We start from the raw sequence: 24,269 nt of genomic DNA, 5'->3' as shown, positions 1-24,269 counted from the left end.
ATCAAATTCAGCAGACGCATAGCTCGATCAGTTTTATATGGGACTATGTAGACGCTTAACTAAACCGGCCTTGTCTGATCCAAGACCGCTGACTTTATCGGAAATATCATGACCGAATCTTTTGCAGCCCTCTTTGAAGAAAGCGAATTAAACCTCAACGTTGAAAAGGGTGCAGTCATCCAAGGCGTTGTAGTAAGCATCGACTCTGACTGGGTAACTGTTGACACTGGCCTTAAATCTGAAGGCGTTGTTGACCGTGCTGAGTTCTTAAATGAACAACGCGAACTTGAAGTTCAAGTTGGCGACACTGTAGACGTAGTTGTTGAAGCACTTGACAACGGTATGGGTCAAACTGTTCTTTCTCGCGAAAAAGCTAAACGCGCTGAGACTTGGACTAAACTTGAAAAAATCTTTGAAGACGGCGAAATCGTTACTGGTGTTATCTCTGGTAAAGTTAAAGGCGGTTTCACTGTTGACATCGGTCCAGTACGTGCGTTCCTTCCTGGTTCTTTAGTTGATACTCGTCCTATTCGTGATACGACTCACTTAGAAGGCAAAGAGTTAGAATTCAAAGTAATCAAGCTTGACGCTAAACGTAACAACGTTGTTGTTTCACGTCGTGCTGTTATGGAAGCTGAATCTTCAGCTGACCGTGAAGCGCTTCTTGCTCAGCTTGAAGAAGGTCAAACAGTTACTGGTACGATTAAGAACCTTACTGACTACGGCGCGTTCGTTGACCTTGGCGGTATCGACGGTCTTCTTCACATCACTGACATGGCTTGGAAACGTATCAAGCACCCATCAGAAGTTGTTGAAGTTGGTCAAGAAGTTACTGTTAAAGTACTTAAATTCGACCGCGAACGTAACCGCGTATCTTTAGGCCTTAAACAATTAGGCGAAGATCCATGGTTAGCGATCATGAGCCGTTACCCTAAAGGTTCTATCGTTAAAGCTCGCGTAACTAACCTAACTGACTACGGCTGTTTCGCAGAAATCGCTGAAGGCGTTGAAGGTCTAGTACACGTGTCTGAAATGGACCACACTAACAAAAACATCCACCCATCTAAAGTAGTTCAGATCGGTGACGAAGTTGACGTTATGGTTCTTGAAGTAGACGAAGAGCGTCGTCGTATTTCTCTTGGTATCAAACAAACTCGTGCTAACCCATGGGAAGAGTTTGCTAAGAACCACGACAAAGGCGAGAAAGTATCTGGTACGATCAAGTCTATCACTGACTTCGGTATCTTCATCGGTTTACCAGGCGGTATCGATGGTCTAGTTCACTTGTCTGACATCTCTTGGAACGAACAAGGCGAAGAAGCGATTCGTCGTTACAAGAAAGGTGACACAGTTGAAGCGGTTATCTTGTCTGTAGATGCTGAAGGCAACCGTATCAGCCTTGGTATCAAACAATTGAACAGCGATCCATTCAACGATTTCTTAGCTGCTAACGAACGCGGTGCGCTTGTTAAAGGTACTGTAACTGCTGTTGACGCTAAAGGCGCTACAGTTAAGTTAGCTGACGAAGTTGAAGCGACTCTTAAAGCATCTGAAATCAACCGCGACCGCGTTGAAGATGCAACTAAGTTCCTTGAAGTTGGTCAAGAAGTTGAAGCTAAGATCATCAATGTAGATCGTAAATCTCGCTCTATCAATTTGTCTATCAAAGCGAAAGACGAAGCTGAAGAGAAAGAAGCTGTTGCTAACTTGAAAACAGCTGCTGCTGGTCAAGAAAATGGTCCTAAGACTATTGGTGACCTGATCAAGGCGCAAATGAGCAACTAAGTAAGCACAGGAAATGTATTGTTAATGTAAGTTAACTAATATTTTCTGAACGATTACTGTAAACGGTAGCGTAGTATTTAATTATTGCGCTACCGTTTTGTATTTAAACAGGTTATTATCGCCATAGAGAGTCCAAGTAGCTTGATAATTAAAGAGGTCGCAGATGACTACTGAAGCACTTAATAAGTCTGATTTAATAGAGCGTATTTCCCTAAAGAACCCGCATTTAGCTGAGCCTTTAGTTGAAGAAGCTGTGAAGATCATGATCGATCAAATGATCGAAGCATTATCGACAGACAACCGTATTGAGATTCGTGGGTTTGGCAGCTTCGCATTGCATCATCGAGAGCCACGTATTGGCCGAAACCCGAAAACCGGTAAGTCTGTTGAAGTCGCAGCAAAAGCAGTTCCACACTTCAAACCAGGTAAGGCACTACGTGATGCTGTAAACGAATCAGCAAACAAATAATTCAAGGGGCGTGTTATGCGTTACGTACTCGTCGTTTTATTACTCGTTGTATTTGGGTATTCACTGGCACTGGTATTGCAAAATGGAACTGAACTATCTGTAGACCTGTTATTTACTCAGGTTCCTGCAATGCGTTTAGGCCTGTTATTGTTGTTGACACTGTCATTGGGTGTCATTCTTGGCCTACTGCTGGGTGTACAGGTATTTAAAGTTTTCCAAAACAGCTGGGAAATTAAGCGACTGCGTAAAGACATAGACCATCTTCGTAAAGAGCAGCTGAATACAGCGAAACTGATGGCAGCAGAAGCAGCTGCTCATTCACGCCATGAAAAGACAGTTGTTGATATCCATCCTCAGGATCGACCTTCGACACCTTTATAAGGATGTGATGTCATAACTTTGACTATTTAAACTTCTCCTGATTATATTTAAAGCACTCTGAGTCTTGCTCAGGGTGCTTTTTTATGCCTTTAAGTTTTATAAACCCATTGAAAATAAAATTAATTAAAAAAATTGTTTTACAAATAAGAGATTTAAATTGAATTAGGAAACGGTTTTCATAATTTATATATTTGTTCATACAGCTGAAATCCGTATAATGCCTTAATTTTGTCAATTTGAAGGGTCTTGTTATGAGTATTATCGTTGCCTTGGATGCAAAAAGCCAATATGACGCATTAACGATTGCCGAGCAATTAGACCCTGAGCTTTGCCGTGTAAAAGTTGGTAAAGAGTTATTTACCCATGAAGGCCCATCAGTCGTCAAAGCACTGCAAGATAAAGGTTTTGAAGTTTTCCTTGATTTGAAATTTCACGATATTCCAAATACTACTGCGCAGGCAGTATGTGCAGCCGCAGACCTGGGTATATGGATGGTGAATGTACATGCTTCTGGCGGTCGTAAAATGATGGAAACCTGTGTCGAGCGTCTTAAAGCTGGGAATTATAATACTCAACTGATCGCGGTAACGGTATTAACTTCAATGGGTCGTGAAGATTTAAAAGATATTGGTCTGGATATTGAACCCTTTGAGCATGTGAAACGTCTTGCTACTTTGACCAAAGACAGTGGTCTAGATGGTGTGGTGTGTTCAGCACAAGAAGCAAAAATGCTACGTGAAACTTTAGGACAAGATTTTGCTTTGGTAACGCCGGGGATCCGTCCGGAAGGCTCAAATGCAGACGACCAAAAGCGTATTGTGACACCGAAACAAGCAATGTTGGATGGTTCCACACATTTAGTGATTGGTCGTCCGATTACCAAATCTGAAAATATGCGTCAGACTTTAAAAGATATTCTGGCAACCTTGTAATTCTATCAATCCGATAAAAAGCCTTTCAAACGAAAGGCTTTTTTTATACATTGAAAAAACAGTATAAAAATAAAAAAGGAATTTACAGTGAAAACGCGAGAACAAAAATTACTGGAACAAAATCATGAATTGGAAAAAATAGCAGATCAGCTTGAACGGCAAACACTTCAGAAACAGTATAACTCTGCGAGTTCATGGAATTGGATGGCACGTCTTGATGGCGTTGATATTGTAGAGCTGGCTTCAGAGATGGTTGATACAGTGGAAGAGCTATTAGGAGATTAACTTAAGTATTTGAAAATGATTCTTCAATATTTTCCCTCACCTTTGCGAACTCAAAATATATTTTGAGGCTCCTCATTTCCCAAGGGGGCTTCTTCTATTATTTTAAAAGCTTCACTTCTCTCCCTTTGGGAGAGATTTAAAGAGAGCTAATGCATTAGATGGCTGCTAAAACACTGACCGTCATCGGTGCCAATACCGACAAAATAAAACCGCTTAACATGGCATGCGGAATAAAATCATTCCCACAGGCCTGTTTTACCATCGGTAAGGTGACATCCATAGATGTTGCACCTGCAGCTGCAATTGCGGCACGTGGATAGCGCCAGCCAAGACAATACATCAGTAAAATTGCAAAGATTTCCCGAAACAGATCATTCATCAGTGCAATACTGCCCAATTCAGCATTTCTGAGTTCAGTTATCACAATACCGCTCATCGAGTAGAAGCCATAACCTTGCGATAGCATAATCAGGTCTTGAAGTCTGATATCAGATTGCCATGTCGCATAGAGCAGTACACTCAGTAGTGAACCGAGAATACAACCGAGTGGTACCAGCAGAATTTTCCAGTTTAGCCATGAGCGGTCGAGTGGGGAATAGGCAAGATCGAGTCCGATCAGGAACATAAATACCAGCAGTAAATGCCAGGTACTGATTTGTGCCTGAATATTTAAGCTACCTAAACCCGCATGCAGCAAATAACCTATGCCGAGCGCAATAAAGGCATAACTGATATTGATGAGTGATTTAATTACCAGTTGTGTAGAAACCCGTCCTGAGGAAGGTTGATAGCCTGCCCACTTAAACAGTAGATAACAACAGGTAAAGGCACCCAGTGAAGTGATTGCTGCAATACTGAGAGAGGTACTCAGAATTTGATAAGGGTGCTTTAGTTCGTCGAGAAGTTGTGAAAACTCAAAAGCTATCGCGATCAGTAGCACATAACTAAAATAGGGTAGAACGGCAAAAGATACTTTAACAACAGTTTGAGGTAACTTTCTGGCACACAAAAAGCCGATCGCCAGACAGAACAGTAATTGGAAGATAAGCCAAAAGGATTGCATAATCGGGAAAAATAAAAATTTTCTATATTATGCCATCCCTTTAACGAATATGTTGTTGCTTTAACTGGCTTTACTCAGTAAGTGGTAATCTGATGGATTAGCCCACTTGGTTTTCAGCCAGTATTTCCAGGTGTAGGTGGGCCATAAGGCAAAATTTTTGCCGCCATCCTGTTGATACCAGCTCACGCAGCCCGATTGCCAGACAGTATTCTCCATCATGTGTTGTACCTGTGCGTTAAACTGCTCATGTACTTCATCTTTGACCAAGATTGCCTCAGTATGCGATCGTTCAACCATCTGGATTAACTGCAGGATATATTCTATTTGTGACTCGATCATAAACAGTACCGAGTTATGCGCCAGCACAGTATTTGGACCAAGCAGTTGGAACAAATTCGGAAAACTCTTGATACAGATACCATAATAGCTTTCCGCACCATCTTTCCAGACCTCATTGAGCTTGATGCCATTTAGACCAGTGCATTCAAAGTTTTTCAGATAAATACGCGGATCAGTAATAAAACCTGTGCCATAAATCAGGCAGTCAATCGGCCGTTTTTTACCATCTGCAGTAATAATGCTGTCTTCTGTCAGTTCCCGAATTGTGTCAGTGACCAGTTCGACATTAGGTCGATTAAAGGTGGGGAAATATTTATTGGAAACCAGAATCCGTTTACAACCCATGATGTAATCTGGGATTAACTTTTGTGCAACTTCCTTATCTTTGACCTGATAGCGGATATAAGCTTCAGCCAGTTTCTGTGTATATTTCATCACGGTCGGTTTTACGATGGGGACGACACGAGATTCATTCGACCAGTACAGACGAATACGATGTAATTTACGAAACCAGTCAAAGCGTGTAAAAAGCTTCTTTTCAAAATCATGATACAGCCGCTCATCACGTGGAATCACCCATGCTGCGGTTCGTTGCATCACATAGAGCTGTTTGCATTGTGGAGCGATTTCTGGAATGTACTGAATGGCACTGCCACCTGTTCCAATCGAAGCGACATTTTTACCAGTGAGGTCATAGCTGTGATCCCATTGAGAGGAGTGAAAGATTTTACCTTTAAATTTTTCGATTCCGCTAATCTTCGGAATTTGCGGTACATGCAAAGGGCCGGATGCAAAAATGACATATTGTGCTTCCAGCTGTTCATCTTTATTTAAAGTTAATGCCCAGCGACAACGCTTTTCATCATAATGTGCAGCTTTAACTTCGGTATTTAGACGGGTAAATGCAGGAACATTGAATTCTTTGACCAGTTGTTGAATATAGGCAAAGATTTCCGGCGCTTCCGCATATCTTTTTGACCAGTCAGCTTTCGGTGCATAAGATAGAGAATACATGTGAGATTGCACATCACAGGCTGCACCTGGATACTGATTTTCACGCCAAGTACCGCCAAAATCATTGGACTTTTCAAGAATTATAAAGTCTGTAATTCCTTGTTGTTGCAAACGAATGGCCATTGCAATTCCGCCAAAACCTGCACCAATAATAGCAATTTTGGTTGTGTTATTTTTCTTTGTAGTATTCATGCTGTGCAATCCGTGCATATTCAGATTTATTAGAATATTGTAAAGTTCTAAGATCAAACATGATTAATAAGACGACAAAATTGATCAAAACGGCAATAGAGAATTTGTAAAATTTATAGTAAAACAGGAACAATCCTATTAAATTCAAATCGCAATGAAGAGATCGATACTCAGTTTGATGTACTTGATTCAGGGGATGCGCAAGGCAGGCATTGCATTGGAGCATAAGCTGGACAATATCGGGCTGCGTATAGATGACCTTGATCCTACGTCGATCATTCATCCCAGTCTGGAATATGATGTACTCAAAGTTGTAGGTGAGGGAGTTGCACCAGAAAAAGGGATCTTGATCGGACAGCATTATGCACTGGCAGGATATGGCCCGCTGCTCATGCTACTGGTGACTAGTCCTACCGTGAGAGATGCACTAGTTCATGGTATCCGTTTTCAGCAGTTAACCCATCTGACTGGGGAAATGAGTTTCAAGCAGGCTGGGCATCGCATTGCACTTTGCTATTGTCCAAGTAATGTGCAGGACCAATTAGGTCAGCTGGTCGCGCAGGCTGAAATCTCTGGGACTTACAAGTTTATTCAGGACCTGTACAAGATGATGGGGCTTTCGGTGCCTGAAGTAAGGATTGAATTGCCATTTCCAAAGCCGGAAGAGTTAAAACAGTTACAGCTTTACCATGATTATTATGGGCATCAGGTACAGTTCAATACCGATCAGGCTGCTTTCTGGTTTGATGAAGCGGTGTTAAATGTCAAGATTCCTTCAGCAGATGAGATGACCTTCAAGCTGTATGAAAAGAAGTGTATTGCTGAACTGGAACGATTGCGTGAAGATGAAAAGACACCTTCATTAATCCAACGGGTGCAGGACTATCTGGAGCTGCAAAGTGGAGGAATGCCGACCATGGCAGAAACTGCGCAAGCCTTGAATATTCCGGAACGGACCTTACGGCACCAGCTACAGCAGCTGAATACCAGTTATAAGCAGATCCGTGAAGATATCATTAAGGATAAAGCCTTAAGAATGATTGAATATAAACAATATTCAATTGAAATGATTGCAGAACTGCTAGGATATTCTGAACCGGCGGCGTTTAATCACGCATTTAAACGCTGGTTTGGTCAGAGTCCGCGTCAATATGTAAAATAGCCTAAGTTTGCTAATGCCAAAGTGTTATGGCTTGAAGTTAAATCTTCGCTATAATTTTTTATGAATCTCAATAGTAATGAACCTTATGTCCGACTTAAATTCACATCAGCACAACGCCTTTAGCCCCTTATCTCCTGCAGAACGTTATGCACAGGCACTGTCTTCGGGTCAGTTCATGCCGGATGATGCACAAGCGATTGCAGTACATGAGCTAGACCGTGTCTGGGTGGAGTTAATTCAACGCTTTAAGGCTTCCAAGAAAGCATTCCGCCGTTTCCGCCGTCAAACCTCACCGAAAGGTGTGTATATGTGGGGTGGTGTAGGTCGTGGTAAAACCTGGCTGATGGATCAGTTCTACGATTCCATTCCATTTCGCCGTAAAATCCGCATGCATTTTCACCACTTTATGCAGCATGTGCATCGTGAGCTGAACAAATTATCCGGTCAACGTAACCCGCTAGATTTAGTGGCAGACCAGATTTATAAAGATGCCGTGGTCATCTGTTTTGATGAATTTTTCGTATCGAATGTAACCGATGCCATGATCCTTAGTGATCTGTTCCAGAAACTGTTTGAGCGCGGCATTACCTTGGTCGCGACCTCGAATATTGCCCCAGATGGCCTATATAAAAATGGCATCCACCGTGACCGTTTTATTCCGACCATTGAGCTGGTAAAAAAGAATTGTGTAATTCTAAATGTCGATGCAGGTGTGGATTATCGTTTGCGTGTACTCAAACAGGCACAGTTATTCAAGTTCCCGTTAACGCATGATAATAAAAACTGGATGGCACAGCGTTTTAGCGCACTGACCCAGACCCAGCAGCATTCCGATGAACCGATCATCATCAATAATCGTATTGTCGAAACTGTGGCACATACCGAAGATGTATTGTGGTGTGAATTCGCAGAACTGTGCCTGAAACCGCGTAGTCCAGCTGACTTTATTGAAATCGCCAATATCTATAATACTGTGCTGGTCAGCAATGTGCCGCACCTGACCGACTTCTTGAATGATGGTACACGCCGTTTCATTTACCTGGTAGATGAATTCTATGACCGTGGTGTGAAATTGTTACTCACTTCTGAAGACAATATCGTCGACATCTACCAAGGTGAAAAACTGGCTTTCGAGATTGAACGGACCCGTTCACGTCTGCTGGAAATGCAATCAGATGAATACTTGCATTCGGAGCATCGTCAGATTGAGAAAATTGCCTCCAGCAATACTGAATAAAGCTTCAAAAAGCGTCGGTTAACCGGCGCTTTTTTTATGCAAAATTACTGGGCAGTTTATCGACAATAAGCACATTTCATGGCTTAATCGGACTTCAAGAATGACAATGTATATGGAAATGCGTGATTTTTGCGCGAAAATCTGAACTTAAGTCTAATTTCTACATTTCGAAAACTTTATACACTGTCATTAGGGTATTTAGTGAATTGATGACGAAACATTCTGATCAATATTAGCGGACATGAGGGTGACGCTAAATAAAATGATCATTATTTAGGAATGTGATAGTACTATTCAGCTAAATTTTAATCGTTATACTAGAATCTCTTGTATAAAAAGTAGCAATATCAGGAAAGACAATGACTGCACGTATTCAAAAAGGCAAGTTAGCGATTGCTAAAGAACTTTACGATTTTATCGAAAATGAAGCACTACCAGGTTCTGGTTTGGACAGCGAAACATACTGGAAGAACTTTGAACAAGTCGTTGTTGATCTTAGCCCTAAAAACAAAGCACTTTTGGCTAAGCGTGATGACATTCAGGCGAAAATCGATGAATGGCACCGCAATAACACATTTGAATTACAAGCTTACAAAGCTTTCTTGTCTGAAATTGGCTACTTGCTACCAGAAGTAGAAGATTTTCAAATTACGACTGAAAACGTAGATGAAGAAATTGCACTATTGGCAGGCCCACAGTTAGTGGTACCTGTACGTAATGCACGTTACTGCTTAAATGCGGCAAACGCACGTTGGGGTTCATTATATGATGCACTTTATGGTTTTGACGTTATCTCTGAAGAAGATGGCGCAGAAAAAGGTAAAGGCTATAATCCAAAACGTGGCGAAAAAGTTATCGCATTTGCGAAAAACTATCTTGACCAAACTTTCCCATTGGCAAATGGTTCACATGCCGATGCAACCAAATATGCGGTTGAAGGAAATGCGCTTGTTGTAACTTTAAAAGATGGCTCTACAACAACTGTTGCAGATGCATCTAAATTCGTCGGTTATAACGGCGAAGCTTCTGCACCAACAGAAGTTGTACTTAAAAACAATGGTCTACATGCAATCATCCAAATTGATGCAGCAAGCGCAATTGGTCAAACTGATGCAGCTGGCGTAAAAGACGTAGTTCTTGAAGCTGCTGTAACGACAATCCAAGACCTGGAAGACTCAGTTGCAGCTGTTGATGCTGAAGAAAAAGTAGAAGGCTACCGTAACTGGTTAGGCTTGATGCGCGGTACGCTTGAAGAGTCAATTGAAAAGAATGGTAAGACAGTTACCCGTAAACTGAATGCTGACCGTACCTTCAAAAATCTTGAAGGTGGTGAGACAAAAGTTCATGGCCGTTCATTGATGTTACTTCGTAATGTAGGTCACTTGATGACTAACCCGGCGATCTTGGTAGATGGCGAAGAAATCTATGAAGGCATCATGGATGCATTGGTTACTCCGCTTCTTACGATTGCTGACATTCGTGGTGAAAACACGATCAAGAACTCACGCAAAGGTTCGATGTACATCGTGAAGCCAAAAATGCATGGCCCTGAAGAAGTGGCATTTGCAGTTGAACTGTTCGAGCGTGCTGAACAAGCGCTTGGCTTGCCTGAAAAAACCCTGAAAATCGGTATCATGGATGAAGAACGCCGTACTTCTGTTAACCTGAAAAACTGTATTGCTCAGGCCAAAGACCGCACGATCTTCATTAATACCGGTTTCATGGACCGTACTGGTGACGAAATCCATACCTTCATGGAAGCAGGTCCATTCGTACGTAAGGGCGAAATCAAAGGTCAAAAATGGTTCCCGGCTTATGAAAACCGTAACGTAATGATCGGTTTGCAAACAGGTTTACGTGGTAAAGCACAGATTGGTAAAGGTATGTGGCCGAAACCGGATATGCTATTAGACATGTACAAAACCAAGACTGAGCATCCAGAAGCAGGTGCAAGCTGTGCATGGGTACCGTCTCCAACAGGCGCAGTGATTCACGCGATTCACTACCATCAAATTAATGTGGCAAACCGTCAGCAAGAATTACTTGCAACTGAAGCATTGCCTCTTGATGACTTGTTAACACCACCATTGGCGGCCAACACCAACTGGACAGAAGAAGAGAAACTGAAAGAACTGGAAAATAACTGTCAGGGTATCCTGGGTTATGTGGTTCGTTGGGTTGATCTGGGTGTGGGTTGTTCAAAAGTGCCTGATATTAACGATGTAGGTTTGATGGAAGACCGCGCAACTTTACGTATCTCTTCTCAACACGTTGCAAACTGGTTACGTCACGGTATCGTAACTCGTGAACAGGTTGAAGAAGTGATGCAGCGTATGGCAAAAATTGTGGATGAGCAAAATGCCAATGATCCATTCTATACGCCAATGGCAGCTGACTTTGATAACAATATTGCATTCCAGGCTGCTTCTGACCTGATTTTCAAGGGTGGTGAGCAACCTGCAGGTTATACAGAGCCTTTACTTCATGCAGCGCGTTTAAAATTGAAAGGTTATACAGGTGACTAATCCTGTCTGATCTAAAAAAGCCTCTTCGGAGGCTTTTTTGTTGGCTGTCTAAAATGAATCAGTTATTAAAAATAGAGAACATATAAATTTGTCGATAAAAGCGTAACAATTCGTCGCTCAGCTCTGATCTATAAAATTGTTCTGATAAAGTAGAGAAAAATTCACAAGTTGTAGGGATGGAAATGACAGCCTATCAAAATCTAGATCAACAATTTATTGGCGGGCAATGGCAGCAAGGCGGCTCGATCCACACGATTCAAAATTTTAATCCCTATACTCAACAGGAAATTTTTACCTTGCAGGCAGCAAGTACTGAAGATGTAGATACTGCTTATCAGGCAGCGCTGGCAGCGTTTGAGCAAGGTGCCTTAACTTCGGTTCAGGTGCGTAAAGGGCTGATCCAAAACCTGGCCAATATCATTCAGCGGCGCCGTGAAGAGATTGTAGACTGGTTGATCCAGGAATCTGGTAGTACGCGCTTTAAGGCAAATCTTGAAGTAGATGCATCGCTGGGAATCATTCAGGAAAGTGCCAAATTCCCGGATCTAATCCAGCCAGAAGAGCTGGAAAGTCGAGATCCTGCACGTAAAAGTATTGTGATACGTAAACCGCTTGGTGTGATTGCAGTAATCAGCCCTTGGAATTTCCCTTTTCATTTATCCATGCGTTCAGTTATTACCGCAATCGCTTGCGGAAATACGGTGGTACTCAAGCCGGCCAGCGATACGCCAGTCACGGGTGGAACACTGCTTGGAAAATTATTTGAAGAAGCGGGTACACCACATGGCGTCTTTAATGTGGTAGTCGGTGCTGGTAAAGAAATCGGTGATTATTTTGTCGAACATCCTATTCCAAAAATGATTTCATTTACCGGTTCAACTGAAGTTGGGCAGGGTGTGGGAAGTAAAGCACTGTCAAGTTCGCGTATGAAACGTCTTGCACTGGAATTGGGTGGTAATGCACCACTAGTAATTCTGGATGATGCGGATCTGGATCTGGCAGTAGAACTCACCGTGATGGGACGCTTTATGCATCAAGGACAGATCTGCATGAGCACCAATCGGGTCATTGTTGATCAGAGCCTGCATGATGCTTATGTAGATAAACTGATAGAGCGGGTGAAAACCATCCCTGTGGGTAATCCAGACTTGCCAGAAACCATCATTGGACCAATTATTAATCAGAGCCAAGTTGAAAAGCATCGCAAGGTTATCGAACATGCTAAACAACTAGATGCACAGTTGGTCTATGAAGGCGGTATAGAAGGAAATGTAGTGGCACCGCATATCTTTACTCATGTCGATCCTTACTTTGAAATCGCTCAGGAAGAAAGTTTTGGTCCGATTCTACCGATCCTAAAAGCAGATGATGAAGAACATGCAGTGAATTTGGCAAATAACTCTCGCTTTGGGCTTTCCAGCGCAGTCTGTACCTCAAATATTGAACGCGGTGAACGTTTTGCTGCTCAGATAGATGCGGGTATGACGCACATTAATGGAATTACGGTTGCAGACCAACCAAATGCACCATTTGGTGGGGAGAAAAACTCAGGTCTGGGGCGTTTTAATGGACGTTGGATCTTTGAGGAATTTACCCGTACACATTGGATGACCTTGCCAAAACAATAGTCCTGTTAGCAAAAACACACAGGTCTGTGATCACCGAAGTATTATAATATTTCGGTGATTTTTTGTTTTTAAAGATTTTATGTGCGCTAACTTTAAACCGCTCACCTTGCAGCAACTGCATGACCTTAATCTTCCTGAAATTCCGTTTGAATATCCAGAAGAAGTCTATCCCAATTATCAGCTGCCTTTATTATTCAAGTCAGAATTTGGTTTGGAATGGCGCTCGGTGAATTTTGGTTTGATTCCAAAATGGGCTGAGGATAAAACCATCGGAACTCGCACTTATAATGCCCGTAATGAAACCTTGCTACAGAAGCCTAGTTTTGCCGAGGCAACAGCGAAATGTAAATTTGGCGTAATCCCGGTAACAGAGTTTTATGAGTCTAAATATTTCGATAATAAGCCACAGCGCTGGGGTGTAAGACGTAAGGATGGGAAAGCATTTTATATTGCTGCCCTATATGAAATTGCGCGCGTGCAGGATGAGATCGTACGTTCAAGCACCATGATTACCATGGACGCAATTGATCATCCTATGATGAAGGATTTCCATGAACCGGGAAATATCAAGCGTTCTGTTATTGTGATTCCACATCAGCGTATGGATGAATGGCTAAATCTGAAATCACCGAATATACAGTCTTTTGTTGAGGGATTTCCCGTAGAGGAGTTTGAGTGTTCACATGTACCCAAGGAGGTGATCAAAAAATTCAGTCCCCAAATGAATTTTTTTGAATGATTCCTGGAGAAGCAGAAAGATAAATCTAGCCTATGAATTCATCTTTCTGCTTAAGTCACGCTAGTGCCTGATCAGTTTTTTATAATTTTTAGATCAGCGCGCAAGGTTTTTGAAGATGTGACGTAAACTTTCCATGGTTTTTTCGATTTGAAGTGGTGTTAGGCCTTCAAATGACTGTTCCAGAACAATGTTAGTCAGGTCATTAATCTTATGGAACATCTCATGCCCTTTTTCTGTAAGAACCACACGCGTAATACGTGCATCGTCTTCACAAGAATAAGTATCAACCAGGCCTTCGTCTTTAAGACGATAGACGATTTTCGTGGTGGTCGACATTTTAGAAACCACCATCTCGGAAAGATCAGACACGCTTGCATGTGGTTTCGCTTTTAAGGCAAGCAGAATACGGCGACGTGAATTGTCAACGCCATATTTCTTGAGCGCGTGATCAACATTTAAAACATATTGTGCGTGGACTTGAGTAACCCAATAGTAGGGAAAATTTTCTAAAGTAAATTCTTCTGTTGAAGGTAAAAACTTCGCATACTTTTTAGTCATGGTAGATTCCTTGTATTTATTTTTGTAAGGCAGTTACATTCTATGAAAATGTTTATATAAGTTTCAACCATTATTTTTAAAAAATGCGACAAAATGTGAATCAATGTTTTTAATAATGCTAATAATTGACACAAATTATCGGCTGGTCGAGAAAGACCTAAGTTTACCTATTTTTAACTCATCTGTTACCTATTCACTTCTGCCATACATCGGGAAATTTGTTATGAATTTTGATCCAATTAGAAATAAAATTATATGAAAGAAAGATTTAGTAATAAGAGTTAAACTTGAAGGTGTATTTAACCCGATGAATGTCATTTTAATTTTTAAAATAAAATAAGAAAACGTGGGGAAGATCACTGATGTGAGGATAGTGCCGTCTTTATTAAGTCATTCTTCATTCCGCTATTCAGAAATTTGTTACTAAAACTATTTATGAAAATATCTCTAAGTGTTATCTCTATTTAGGGATATATCTGAGAAAAGCTGGTACTGATATTGATGATGAGAGGGTGATTGTTTACGAAAACTGATGAGTGACTTGGAAAGCAACATTTTTTTCGTATATCAGCTAAATTAATACGACGACAGGGATTAAGTGAAGCACTGAAGAACAATCCTGGCTATTAATTACTGACCAGTTTGCATAGACTTCTATATAAACAAGTATTTACCGAATTAATATAAAAAGACCATTACAAATTAAAAGCTTTGTGCATAATAAGAGAGTCTTAAGTCAAAAAGGTTAAAATTATGGATCCCTCGCCGTGCGTTGATCTTCCATCTTTATTTCTAGCTTACTCGAACGGGGTAATTCTCTAATGGAGTTTTTATTAGATCCCGGAATCTGGGTGGGTTTAATTACACTTATTATTCTTGAAATCGTTTTAGGTATTGATAACCTAGTCTTTATTGCCATTCTGGCTGAAAAATTACCTCCTGAACAACGCGATAAAGCCCGTGTGATTGGTTTATCTCTGGCGTTGTTTATGCGTTTAGGATTGTTATTTGCAATCTCTTGGTTGGTTACCTTAACCGAACCTTTAATTACCATATTTGATAAAACATTCTCTGGTCGAGATCTGATTCTCTTGGGTGGTGGCTTGTTCCTGGTCTACAAGGCTGTGGGAGAGCTGCATGAGAAGATGGAAGGCAAGCCCGAAGTCAAAGTCACAACGAATGTCGTCTATGCAGGTTTTACTGCCGTTGTTGCTCAAATTGTGATTCTAGATGCAGTCTTCTCGCTCGATTCGGTGATTACCGCAATTGGTATGGTCGACAACATCTATGTGATGATGGTGGCAATGGTTGTCGCAATGATGGTGATGTTGCTTGCATCCAAACCTTTAACTGCCTTTGTCAATCGTCATCCAACCGTCGTGATTTTGTGTTTAAGTTTCTTACTGTTAATCGGTATCAGCTTGATTGCAGAAGGTTTTGGCTTCCATATTCCAAAAGGCTATATCTATTCAGGTATTGGTGTTGCTATTGCTATTGAGGCGTTTAACCAGTTTGGTCAGCGCAATGTTGCAAAACATGAAGCAAAAATTCCATTACGTCATCGTACTGCCGACTCAATTTTAAAATTGATGGGTGGCCGAGTAGAAACCAGCAGTCCAGATATGAATGCTGAAGCACAAGAAACCTTTGCAGATGAAGAGCGCTATATGATTGGTGGCGTGCTCACTTTAGCGGAACGTTCTGTAGCATCTATTATGACACCGCGGGGCCATATTTCCTGGGTAAATCTTGATGATAGCCCAGAGCAGATTCGTGAAAAAATCTTGTCAGTACCGCATAGTCTGTTTCCAGTCTGTCGTGGCAGTCTGGATAAGGTGATCAGCGTTGTTCGTGCCAAAGAATTGCTGGATGTACTGGAAGAACCAGAAGCGTTAAAAGCATTGATTAAGCGTCATCGTCCTATCTTTATCTTTGAAAATATGAAGGTTATTGATGCAATTAATACCTTGCGGACTTCTAAAGGTTCTTTGGTTCTGGTGAGTGATGAGTTTGGTCATGTACAGGGTCTGATTTCACCACTAGATGTATTTGAAGCGATTGCAGGGGAATTCCCGGATGCAGACGAACAGCTGGATTTAGTTCGTGTGGATGATACGCATTGGATTGCTTCAGGCATGCTGGATCTGTATCAGCTGGAACTAGAGCTAGGTATGCTGGATCTGATTGAAGAAGATGCTGGTTATATCAGTGTTGCAGGTCTGATTCTGGATAAAACCAATGGTCATGTAGAAGTTGGTACAACACTGGAGCATCAACAGGTTACTTTCCAAGTGACTGAAATGGAAAACAATCGTATTAAGTCGGTGAATATCCATTACCAAGGTTAAGTTTGATGTTCTGACTTAAACTGGTTTATCCAGGAAAAGCCAGCAAGTAGTTACTTGCTGGCTTTTTTATGCCTAAATACTGTGATACAGACAGTAGAATAATTTTAAGCTTGGAAATTAGTCAGTCAGCTAAAAACTATAAAAATTGCTTATTTTCTTCAAAAAATTAAGGTTAAAAATACATAATTAAATAAAAGCTTGATACAGGTCTCATAATTTATATATAATAACTATTAAATTCAATAACTTAAATTTATAGTGAACTATTTGGTAACTGATAAGTCTGATATTGTGTATAAGAACTTAAAAATCCTATGCTAATCTGCCAAATCAGAAGATTTACTAATCACACGCTTTTAGCTCGGAATCAGTAGAAAAGTATCATGAATTAACTGATCTGCCTGCCGCTTCAATGGATGACATACATGAAAATCAGAGAAACCATCATTGATTTTGCAACTTTGCCAGCCCAGCAGAAACATGATTTTTTTCAGCAGATGCTGGAATTTGATCAACTCATTTTTCCCTTTGCGCCTGTTGAACAGCTATATCAATATGTACATGATCCAGAAGCAGTTTCTGTACCAGTCATACAGTATTTCGTCGGAGAGCGGCTGATTGGCCAGAATATTATGCCAATTCTCAAATTGCAGCTGCAGGACAAGCCTGTTTTTGTGGTGACTTCACGTGCCGGCGTACTGGAACAGTATCGTCGTAGTAATCTGACTTTAAAGACTGCCATTCGTGTGGCTTTGCGCTATCGTTTACGTTATCCGGCCATTCCACTTTGGTTTGTCACCACCTTGATGCAGCCGAAGGTCTATACCTTGTTTGCCTCACGTAGTCGTTATTTTTATCCAAGAAAAGGTTACACCATGCCGACTGCTCATCAATCCGTACTTGAGCTGATGCACAGATACAAGTCTCAGGTAGATAAACGTGGGCAGGGTATTTATGTTGCACCGGCACTGATGCCTAAAGTCACGCCAGATCAGTTGATTCGACTGCGCAAACGCAGTGATGTTCATTACCAGTTCTTTATGCAGCACGTGCCAGACTATTTTGATGGGAAAGGATTGATGTGTGTTTGCCGCTTAGATTTCAAAACAATTTCTGAAACAATTATGAATCTGGCTTTCGGGAAATCTGTGCACTAGACATAGCTTTCCTTAATGATAATAAATTAAAGCAGCTCAAAATCAGCATATTGTTGAATAATTTCAGGATTCAACAGATGAATCTGATCGATAAAGGCAACATTAAAGCTGCCCAGTGTAGAGGTAATTTCAGCAGCCCTTTTACCGGCAATCGCGAAATGCAGATGTGCAGCAGTTGCCGCAATTACCGGGTTAGCCACAGCACTATAAGCTGCAATCAATGCACCCAAGGCACAACCTGTTGCAGTCACACGTGGCTGTAATTCTGATCCGCCCATCACCTTAATCACAGGATAATTCTGGGAGATGATGTAATCTGATTCTCCGGAAATGGCGATGCACTGGCATTGTGCCAGTAATGATTTAGCTTGTTGATAGACTTCTGAGCTGTCTAATGTCGTACCTACACCTTTGCCTGTAACCTGTTTGCCTGCCAGAGTACCGATCTCGGAGGCATTGCCACGTACGATAGTTGGCTGAAATGCCATTAATTGATCAGTCACTTCTGAGCGCCAGTGCAGAATTGAACCATAACCAACGGGATCGAGCACCCAAGGTTTTTTAATCGCATTCGCAGTCTGTGCAGCAATCAGCATGGCCTGAACTTGTTCAGATGTGGGTGTTCCCAGATTCAAACTGACGGCCGCTGCAATTCGGGCAAAATTTTCAGCTTCAAAAGGATTGTCAATCATGGCAGGTGCAGCATTCGCAGCCAGCAGAACATTCGCTACATAATTACTGGCAACAGCATTGGTCATGATATGCACTAAGGGTTGCTGTTGTTGTAATGCTATCCAGGCATCACAAACACCTTCTAGAATGTCATGGTGCAGTTGAGAAAGATTGGTATTCATATTGATATTCACAGTGCGTCTGGCTGAATCCATCAGCGGGTAAAATAATGGTCTTGATGTTTGCAGTTGCGGCAGCAGAGACTGACATAGTCCGTGGCATCATAATCCACGGTCAGTTCCTCAGAACCACAATGCATACAGCGTTTATTGGAATAGAATTTTAAACGAGGCTCAATCTGCTGCCATGAACGCCAGATTGGCTGGAAGAAAATATTTTCATCATAGCCAAGAAAATGAAAGAACAGAATTGCACTCATTTTGCTTAAAGGCAATTGTGGTGGGCGCGGCAGGGTAGAGGTTTCCCATTTTTCGTTGATGGCACGTTCACGGTACTGCTGCAGGGTTTTTTTTAGCAAATTGGTATTGATGAAATTTTCATTGCGAGCTTGCAAGGCTTTCTGTTTGTATAAGTATTCCAGCGCCGTTTGTACCAGATAATAAATCTGGCCGACTGCCAATACATCCAGCATACGGTAGCAGAAAGTCTGAAAACTTTTATTACCCGCAATCTGAATGCCCCAGCTACGACAATAAAACTGGGCAAATTGAATCACTTCCTGATACAGCAGAAAATATAGGGTTTCTTTAACTTCATCTGCACTTTTAAAAGGCACGCCTTTGCTTAAGTTCTCAAAGAACCAATGGCGTAATTGCTGGGTAATGCTGAACAGGCTCGGCTCTGAATAACCATCCAGACGCACATTAATATAATAGTGCTGCTGATCGGCATTAAAGTCTTTCAGACTTAGAATATTTTCCTTGCTGAGGCGTTTAACCAAAGCATTTTGCATCAGATAATTTGGACTGATGTTGTGATATTTGATCTGATCCCAGTCTATATATTCAGCGTGCTGACTGTGCTCATGTACATGATCATCCAGAATCGCTAACAGAAATAACTTGTTTAAAAAGCTGAGCTGACCTAATTCATATTGATGTACATCTTTTTTACTTTGATGCTGGCGATTTTCCTGCAGACGTGTTTCCTTCATTTGACGTCTACGATTGGCCAGACATTTTTCACAGAAGCAATTATGTTTTTGGTCAGGATAAAGCTGATGATGACAGTGACTGCATTCGTGATAATTCAGTTCCTGATCAAATTGTTCTGCCTCGACCCAGTACATTGCTGCCTGACACAAGGGACATGCGGTACTTTCATCAAGCTGTTTCTGCAAAACATTAAGCGTCATATCAACTAGCAATCGTAAAATGAAGAAGGAAAATCATTATACACAGTGCAGCTTGGGCGAGTGTGGTTCAGGCTAAAGTTTTCATCATGAGCTGATAATCAAACATGCAAGAGGACCACTTAAGTGGCCCTCTATTTATTGTTGAAAATGGTCTTTAGACTGGGCAAGGCAGGGTTTCGTCCTCTTCACCCAGATGTTTGGCATTAATTAAAGCTTGGACTTTTTTAGGCTGAACCTTTTTGGAACCAAGTGCATTATAGCTGTTCAGAATAGCACCCACTTCATAGGCTTGCATCTTGATGCCCTCACAGCTCATAAACAGTGCAATTACTTTATGGTCAATATTGGCTTGATCGAGTGCTTGCAGGGTCTTGATGTTTTCAACACGTACGATATGTTCTTTAAGATACATAGTTCACCTCATTTTTTATTGTAGATATAGTTGTGTAATCTGCACGTTTAAATAAAAGCAAGAAGTATGCACAAAACTGTTTTTATGTATTGAACTTTTGAAATACAGAATAAATTGAATGTAGGATATTGATTTATTTAATATTAAAAATATTTAAAATCATTATTGAAATGAATGGTTTCTGGCTTGGAGATACTTAATTCCATATTAATGTGCTTTTTCAATGCAGCCTTGCGCATGAAAATGTACATAGGCTTAAATACATGTACGCAACTGATTGGCTAGCTTGCGATTCAGTGCTTCCTTTCTTGCCAGATTTAGCTGTATTCCAAACGAGATTGGCATACTCAGTTGTGGGCTGGTATACACGGCAAAAAGAATTTTATTGTCTTTATTTACAGCAAAAGTATATTCACCTGTCTGTTTTTCTTTGATCATTTCAAAGTAGGAATAGTGTATGAGCAGAGGCGGATTCCCCACACCCATCGCAGAGTCGTAGGACAGGTTAATCTTTTTTAAATGTGGAAAATACATCACATCCTGAATCTGGTCAGGTTCAGAGTTGGCGACACTGATCATAAGAATTGTATTGGTTTGTGTGGAAGCCAGACATTGATAGGGTATTTTCCCTGAATAGTTTGCAGCCTGAACAGAAGCGATATGGAAAACAGAAAAGCCGGCAAGCATTAGAATTTTTTTCATATTTATTTTAGTAATATCTTAAGACGGCATATTTTTGTTTATTGTTTAAATATAAGTCAATTACTTTCAGTAATTTAAATACCTGAATTGAAATAACTCCAGTTTAGTCCCATATATAAAAACACAATGAAATGCACAGACAGGCAGATTAAGTTGTCGTATGATCAATATGATTAACATTTTTTGCTTTACATAAGCTGTGTAAAAAGATCAGGACATTAATATGAATATTGCGGCTAATCCAGCGATCGAAGCAGATCAAACCATTTATTTAAAAGACTATCAAAAACCTTCTTATATCGTTGACTCGGTTGAGCTCAATATTCAGGTTTATGCAGATCATACGCTGGTCAGCGCTACACTGGTAATGCAGCGTCAGACTGAAGGTGAGCTGGTTTTACTCGGTCGTGATCTGGAACTGCAATCAATTCATGTTAATGGTAAGCCACTTTCTGAAAGTGAGTACAAGCTTGATACTGAACAGTTAGTGATTGGCAATGCACCGGATCAGGCTACGATTGAAACTGTTGTTCGTATTCATCCTGAATCCAATACCCAATTAGAAGGCCTGTATCAAGCCAGTTCGGATCTGTTTGTGACTCAGAATGAACCAGAAGGCTTCCGTAAAATTACCTTCTATCCGGACCGTCCAGATGTCCTGTCTGTTTTTACTACACGTGTTGAAGCAGACAAGAAATTCCCAGTACTTCTTGCCAATGGTAACCTGATTGAAACGGGTGAAGCGGGGGAAGGCCGTCACTATGCAATCTGGCAAGATCCAACCAAAAAACCAAGTTACCTGTTTGCCTGCGTGATTGGTGATCTGGCGGTGATGAAAGATCGCTATACCACTTCTGAAGGCCGTGATGTAGCACTTGAAATTTATGCTGAAGAGAAAGACATTCCAAAGTGTAAAATTGCCATGGAAGCCTTAAAGCACTCTATGCGTTGGGATGAAGAACACTATGGTCGTCCTTATGATCTCGATAATTACATGATTGTTGCCACGAGCGCGTTTAATATGGGCGCAATGGAAAATAAAGGTCTGAATATCTTTAATACTTCATGTGTACTGGCAGATGAAGAATTTACCACTGATGCTGCAATCATGCGGGTACAGTCAGTGATCGCACATGAATATTTCCATAACTGGACCGGTAACCGTATTACCTGCCGTGACTGGTTCCAGTTGTGTTTAAAAGAAGGTTTGACTGTCTTCCGTGACCAGTCTTTCTCTGAAGATCTGCAGTCTGCAGCCGTACAGCGTATTGATGATGTTGCAGTGCTTAAGGCGCATCAGTTCCCTGAAGATTCAGGTCCATTGTCGCATCCACCGCGTCCAGACCATTTTGTAGAAATTAATAACTTCTATACTGCGACGGTGTATGAAAAAGGTGCGGAAATTAACCGTATGATGGCGACCTTGCTCGGCAAAGCCAAATTCCGTATGGGTACAGATGAATATTTCCGCCGTCATGATGGTGAGGCAGTGACGGTGGAAGACTGGGTTGCAGCATTAAGCGCAGGTTCTGGTGTCGATCTATCTAGCTTCCTGATCTGGTATAACCAGCCAGGTACCCCAAAGCTGGAAGTGCATGGTGAATATGATGCAGAAGCACAGACCTATTGCCTGAACTTTAAACAAAGCCTGAAAGCACACCCGAAATATCCAAATCTGCAAGCTGTCCCGATTCCGGTGGCATTGGCCCTGTTTGATGCAGAGAGTGGTGAACAACTGACTTTGAATTCAACAGCGCTGTTTGAAAATGGTGTCAAAGATGGGGTGTACCTGTTTGATCAGGAGCAGTCACGTATCGAATTTACTGGGGTAAAAGCAAAACCAGTGGTGTCATTACTGCGTAACTTCTCGGCACCAGTCAATCTGGAATTTAACTATTCGGATAAAGAGCTGGCCTTCTTGCTACAGTATGAAACCAATGGTTTTAATCGCTGGCAGGCGACCCAGACTTTACTTGAGCGTATTCTCCTGAATGATCAGCCTGCGGACATTTATGTTCAGGCGATGTTGAATACCTTGCCGGGGGTAATTGAACAGGATCCGTTATTGGCATCTCGTCTGTTTGATGTGCCAACTGAGGGTTATCTTGGCAGCCGGATTGATGTGGACTATCGTCCAAGCAAAATTCAGGAAAAACGTAACGCCTTACTGAATAAATTGGCACGTGCTTTTGCTGATACTGCCAAAGAAATTTACCTGTCACTTGATCCAGATCTGCAATCTGATTTCTCTCAGGCAATGGGTACCCGTGCATTAAGAAATATCATGCTTACCATGATCGCACGTCAAGGGGATGACTCTGCTTTTGATTTGGCTTATGAGCAGTATCATACCGGGAACATGTCTGAACGTCTGGGAGCGCTTAAAGTCCTGGTCTGGAATGATGCACCACAAGCCCAAGAAGTTCTAGTAGACTTCTATAGCCGTTTTGAAGATGAAGCTTTATCTTTAGATCAATGGTTTATGGTGCAGGCGGCGCATCCTCAAGCAACTGCTGAAACGATTGCTTATCTGACACAGCATCCTGATTATGATCTGGCTGTGCCGAACCGTATTCGTGCTGTAAGTGGTGGTTTGAATGCAAATCCGGTCAATACTTGGGGTTTTGGTGTACAGCACTATATTACTTTGGCGAAATATCTGGATGAGAAAAACCCGATTGTCGGTTCACGTCTGCTTCAAGTTCTCTCTCGTTGGTATACTCTGGCTGAACCACAACGTAGTGAAGTGAAAGCTCAACTTGAAGCTCTGAAACCCCTGGTAAAATCTAAAAATGTTTGTGAAACCTTGAACAGTATGCTCAGTGTTTAATTAAACCTTGTTGAAAAAGCCGGGTTTAATATCCGGCTTTTTTATTTAGAGCATCAGTAATATTTATTCAATATGTTATTAAAGAAAGTATGTATTAAATTTTGCTTTACTATAGCAACACATATCGAAGTATGTGTGACGCCAATTTCAGGCGCTCACAATGTAAAGATCAAGATGATCTGATAATTGGGCGAATTGAAATGTTATTTAAAATTGAGGATGGATTTTATTTAAATACTCAACACATTATTGCTGTGCGAGTCATCAAGGACAGTGCGCGTGGAGTATTCGAACTTCATCTGGAATACACTCCAAATTCGGTACAGAAATCTGGTGAATATATCAAAGTGTTCAGCTCCCAGTTGGAAGCGGAAATGTTCCTCAACCAATTGAACCAGAAAATTCGCTAGTTTCTAGAAAATCAAAAAGCCTGTCATTAAGACAGGCTTTTTGATGAGCAAGGG

General features: G+C 41.3%; 21 protein-coding genes. 14 read left to right on the top strand and 7 right to left on the bottom strand.

Going from position 1 to position 24,269, the window contains the following annotated elements:
- The first annotated feature begins 108 nt into the window (after positions 1-108).
- From rpsA to F899_RS09925, 5 genes are all read left to right on the top strand, one after another.
- Positions 109-1,785, top strand: coding sequence for a 30S ribosomal protein S1 (gene rpsA, locus F899_RS09945; protein WP_004815604.1), 1,677 nt, complete (start codon positions 109-111; stop codon positions 1,783-1,785).
- A gap of 163 nt (positions 1,786-1,948) precedes the next feature.
- Positions 1,949-2,254 carry an integration host factor subunit beta gene (locus tag F899_RS09940; protein ID WP_004815605.1) on the top strand — a complete coding sequence of 102 codons (306 nt, stop codon included), beginning with the start codon at positions 1,949-1,951 and terminating at the stop codon, positions 2,252-2,254.
- Between the two features lie 15 nt (positions 2,255-2,269).
- Positions 2,270-2,635, top strand: coding sequence for a lipopolysaccharide assembly protein LapA domain-containing protein (locus F899_RS09935; protein ID WP_004815608.1), 366 nt, complete (start codon positions 2,270-2,272; stop codon positions 2,633-2,635).
- 251 nt (positions 2,636-2,886) lie between these two features.
- Positions 2,887-3,567, top strand: a complete 681-nt coding sequence (gene pyrF, locus F899_RS09930) for an orotidine-5'-phosphate decarboxylase (RefSeq protein WP_005222508.1) — start codon at positions 2,887-2,889, stop codon at positions 3,565-3,567.
- Positions 3,568-3,654: 87 nt separating this feature from the next.
- On the top strand, positions 3,655-3,852 hold the full coding sequence (locus F899_RS09925) for a hypothetical protein (RefSeq protein ID WP_005222507.1): 198 nt from the start codon (positions 3,655-3,657) through the stop codon (positions 3,850-3,852).
- Between the two features lie 154 nt (positions 3,853-4,006).
- Here the strand turns inward: F899_RS09925 and F899_RS09920 are convergent, their stop codons facing one another.
- Positions 4,007-4,915: a LysO family transporter gene (locus F899_RS09920; RefSeq protein ID WP_005222498.1), complete on the bottom strand. Its 909-nt coding sequence runs from the start codon at positions 4,913-4,915 to the stop codon at positions 4,007-4,009.
- A 60-nt stretch (positions 4,916-4,975) separates the two neighbouring features.
- Positions 4,976-6,460 carry a flavin-containing monooxygenase gene (locus F899_RS09915; protein ID WP_005222496.1) on the bottom strand — a complete coding sequence of 495 codons (1,485 nt, stop codon included), beginning with the start codon at positions 6,458-6,460 and terminating at the stop codon, positions 4,976-4,978.
- A gap of 154 nt (positions 6,461-6,614) precedes the next feature.
- On the opposite strand from F899_RS09915, the gene F899_RS09910 reads away from it, so the two are divergent.
- The 5 genes from F899_RS09910 (at position 6,615) to F899_RS09890 (ending at position 13,751) form a co-directional block, all read left to right on the top strand.
- Positions 6,615-7,622, top strand: coding sequence for a helix-turn-helix domain-containing protein (locus tag F899_RS09910; RefSeq protein ID WP_034434039.1), 1,008 nt, complete (start codon positions 6,615-6,617; stop codon positions 7,620-7,622).
- A gap of 85 nt (positions 7,623-7,707) precedes the next feature.
- Positions 7,708-8,859 carry a cell division protein ZapE gene (gene zapE, locus F899_RS09905; RefSeq protein WP_005222492.1) on the top strand — a complete coding sequence of 384 codons (1,152 nt, stop codon included), beginning with the start codon at positions 7,708-7,710 and terminating at the stop codon, positions 8,857-8,859.
- A gap of 359 nt (positions 8,860-9,218) precedes the next feature.
- A complete protein-coding gene (locus tag F899_RS09900) occupies positions 9,219-11,384 on the top strand; it encodes a malate synthase G (RefSeq protein WP_005222491.1) in 2,166 nt (721 codons plus the stop codon).
- 182 nt (positions 11,385-11,566) lie between these two features.
- Positions 11,567-13,012 (top strand): aldehyde dehydrogenase family protein, encoded by a 1,446-nt coding sequence (locus tag F899_RS09895; RefSeq protein ID WP_005222489.1) that lies wholly within the window; start codon positions 11,567-11,569, stop codon positions 13,010-13,012.
- A 79-nt stretch (positions 13,013-13,091) separates the two neighbouring features.
- Positions 13,092-13,751, top strand: coding sequence for an SOS response-associated peptidase (locus F899_RS09890; protein WP_005222488.1), 660 nt, complete (start codon positions 13,092-13,094; stop codon positions 13,749-13,751).
- 93 nt (positions 13,752-13,844) lie between these two features.
- On the opposite strand, the gene F899_RS09885 is transcribed toward F899_RS09890, so the two are convergent.
- Positions 13,845-14,309 carry a MarR family winged helix-turn-helix transcriptional regulator gene (locus F899_RS09885; RefSeq protein ID WP_005222487.1) on the bottom strand — a complete coding sequence of 155 codons (465 nt, stop codon included), beginning with the start codon at positions 14,307-14,309 and terminating at the stop codon, positions 13,845-13,847.
- Between the two features lie 821 nt (positions 14,310-15,130).
- Here F899_RS09885 and F899_RS09880 point away from each other — a divergent pair.
- Both F899_RS09880 and F899_RS09875 read left to right on the top strand, forming a co-directional pair.
- A complete protein-coding gene (locus F899_RS09880; RefSeq protein WP_004892844.1) occupies positions 15,131-16,657 on the top strand; it encodes a TerC family protein in 1,527 nt (508 codons plus the stop codon).
- A 425-nt stretch (positions 16,658-17,082) separates the two neighbouring features.
- The gene (locus F899_RS09875) at positions 17,083-17,814 is read left to right on the top strand and encodes a hypothetical protein (protein ID WP_004892847.1); all 732 of its coding nucleotides are present in this window, start codon (positions 17,083-17,085) and stop codon (positions 17,812-17,814) included.
- Between the two features lie 26 nt (positions 17,815-17,840).
- Here the strand turns inward: F899_RS09875 and thiM are convergent, their stop codons facing one another.
- The 4 genes from thiM to F899_RS09855 form a co-directional block, all read right to left on the bottom strand.
- The gene (gene thiM, locus F899_RS09870) at positions 17,841-18,668 is read right to left on the bottom strand and encodes a hydroxyethylthiazole kinase (protein WP_034434257.1); all 828 of its coding nucleotides are present in this window, start codon (positions 18,666-18,668) and stop codon (positions 17,841-17,843) included.
- Between the two features lie 32 nt (positions 18,669-18,700).
- Positions 18,701-19,861 (bottom strand): hypothetical protein, encoded by a 1,161-nt coding sequence (locus F899_RS09865; protein ID WP_004892852.1) that lies wholly within the window; start codon positions 19,859-19,861, stop codon positions 18,701-18,703.
- Positions 19,862-20,015: 154 nt separating this feature from the next.
- Positions 20,016-20,273, bottom strand: a complete 258-nt coding sequence (locus tag F899_RS09860) for a hypothetical protein (protein WP_004815641.1) — start codon at positions 20,271-20,273, stop codon at positions 20,016-20,018.
- Between the two features lie 255 nt (positions 20,274-20,528).
- Positions 20,529-20,975: a hypothetical protein gene (locus F899_RS09855; protein WP_005222485.1), complete on the bottom strand. Its 447-nt coding sequence runs from the start codon at positions 20,973-20,975 to the stop codon at positions 20,529-20,531.
- Positions 20,976-21,198: 223 nt separating this feature from the next.
- On the opposite strand from F899_RS09855, the gene pepN reads away from it, so the two are divergent.
- Both pepN and F899_RS09845 read left to right on the top strand, forming a co-directional pair.
- Entirely contained in the window at positions 21,199-23,805 is a 2,607-nt protein-coding gene (gene pepN / locus F899_RS09850) for an aminopeptidase N (RefSeq protein WP_005222483.1), read from the top strand.
- A 200-nt stretch (positions 23,806-24,005) separates the two neighbouring features.
- Entirely contained in the window at positions 24,006-24,215 is a 210-nt protein-coding gene (locus tag F899_RS09845) for a hypothetical protein (protein ID WP_034434255.1), read from the top strand.
- Positions 24,216-24,269: the final 54 nt, after the last annotated feature.

It is taken from the genome of Acinetobacter sp. CIP 101934 (assembly GCF_000369585.1).
In the GTDB taxonomy this organism is placed as follows: domain Bacteria; phylum Pseudomonadota; class Gammaproteobacteria; order Pseudomonadales; family Moraxellaceae; genus Acinetobacter; species Acinetobacter schindleri.
This window is presented reverse-complemented; position numbering and strand designations above follow the sequence as displayed.

Coding starts and splice junctions, on each gene's coding strand:
- rpsA (WP_004815604.1), top strand. CDS start 109: ATGACCGAATCTTTTGCAGCCCTCTTTGAAGAAAGCGAATTAAACCTC.
- F899_RS09940 (WP_004815605.1), top strand. CDS start 1,949: ATGACTACTGAAGCACTTAATAAGTCTGATTTAATAGAGCGTATTTCC.
- F899_RS09935 (WP_004815608.1), top strand. CDS start 2,270: ATGCGTTACGTACTCGTCGTTTTATTACTCGTTGTATTTGGGTATTCA.
- pyrF (WP_005222508.1), top strand. CDS start 2,887: ATGAGTATTATCGTTGCCTTGGATGCAAAAAGCCAATATGACGCATTA.
- F899_RS09920 (WP_005222498.1), bottom strand. CDS start 4,915: ATGCAATCCTTTTGGCTTATCTTCCAATTACTGTTCTGTCTGGCGATC.
- F899_RS09915 (WP_005222496.1), bottom strand. CDS start 6,460: ATGAATACTACAAAGAAAAATAACACAACCAAAATTGCTATTATTGGT.
- F899_RS09910 (WP_034434039.1), top strand. CDS start 6,615: ATGAAGAGATCGATACTCAGTTTGATGTACTTGATTCAGGGGATGCGC.
- zapE (WP_005222492.1), top strand. CDS start 7,708: ATGTCCGACTTAAATTCACATCAGCACAACGCCTTTAGCCCCTTATCT.
- F899_RS09900 (WP_005222491.1), top strand. CDS start 9,219: ATGACTGCACGTATTCAAAAAGGCAAGTTAGCGATTGCTAAAGAACTT.
- F899_RS09895 (WP_005222489.1), top strand. CDS start 11,567: ATGACAGCCTATCAAAATCTAGATCAACAATTTATTGGCGGGCAATGG.
- F899_RS09890 (WP_005222488.1), top strand. CDS start 13,092: ATGTGCGCTAACTTTAAACCGCTCACCTTGCAGCAACTGCATGACCTT.
- F899_RS09885 (WP_005222487.1), bottom strand. CDS start 14,309: ATGACTAAAAAGTATGCGAAGTTTTTACCTTCAACAGAAGAATTTACT.
- F899_RS09880 (WP_004892844.1), top strand. CDS start 15,131: ATGGAGTTTTTATTAGATCCCGGAATCTGGGTGGGTTTAATTACACTT.
- F899_RS09875 (WP_004892847.1), top strand. CDS start 17,083: ATGAAAATCAGAGAAACCATCATTGATTTTGCAACTTTGCCAGCCCAG.
- thiM (WP_034434257.1), bottom strand. CDS start 18,668: ATGAATACCAATCTTTCTCAACTGCACCATGACATTCTAGAAGGTGTT.
- F899_RS09865 (WP_004892852.1), bottom strand. CDS start 19,861: ATGACGCTTAATGTTTTGCAGAAACAGCTTGATGAAAGTACCGCATGT.
- F899_RS09860 (WP_004815641.1), bottom strand. CDS start 20,273: ATGTATCTTAAAGAACATATCGTACGTGTTGAAAACATCAAGACCCTG.
- F899_RS09855 (WP_005222485.1), bottom strand. CDS start 20,975: ATGAAAAAAATTCTAATGCTTGCCGGCTTTTCTGTTTTCCATATCGCT.
- pepN (WP_005222483.1), top strand. CDS start 21,199: ATGAATATTGCGGCTAATCCAGCGATCGAAGCAGATCAAACCATTTAT.
- F899_RS09845 (WP_034434255.1), top strand. CDS start 24,006: ATGTTATTTAAAATTGAGGATGGATTTTATTTAAATACTCAACACATT.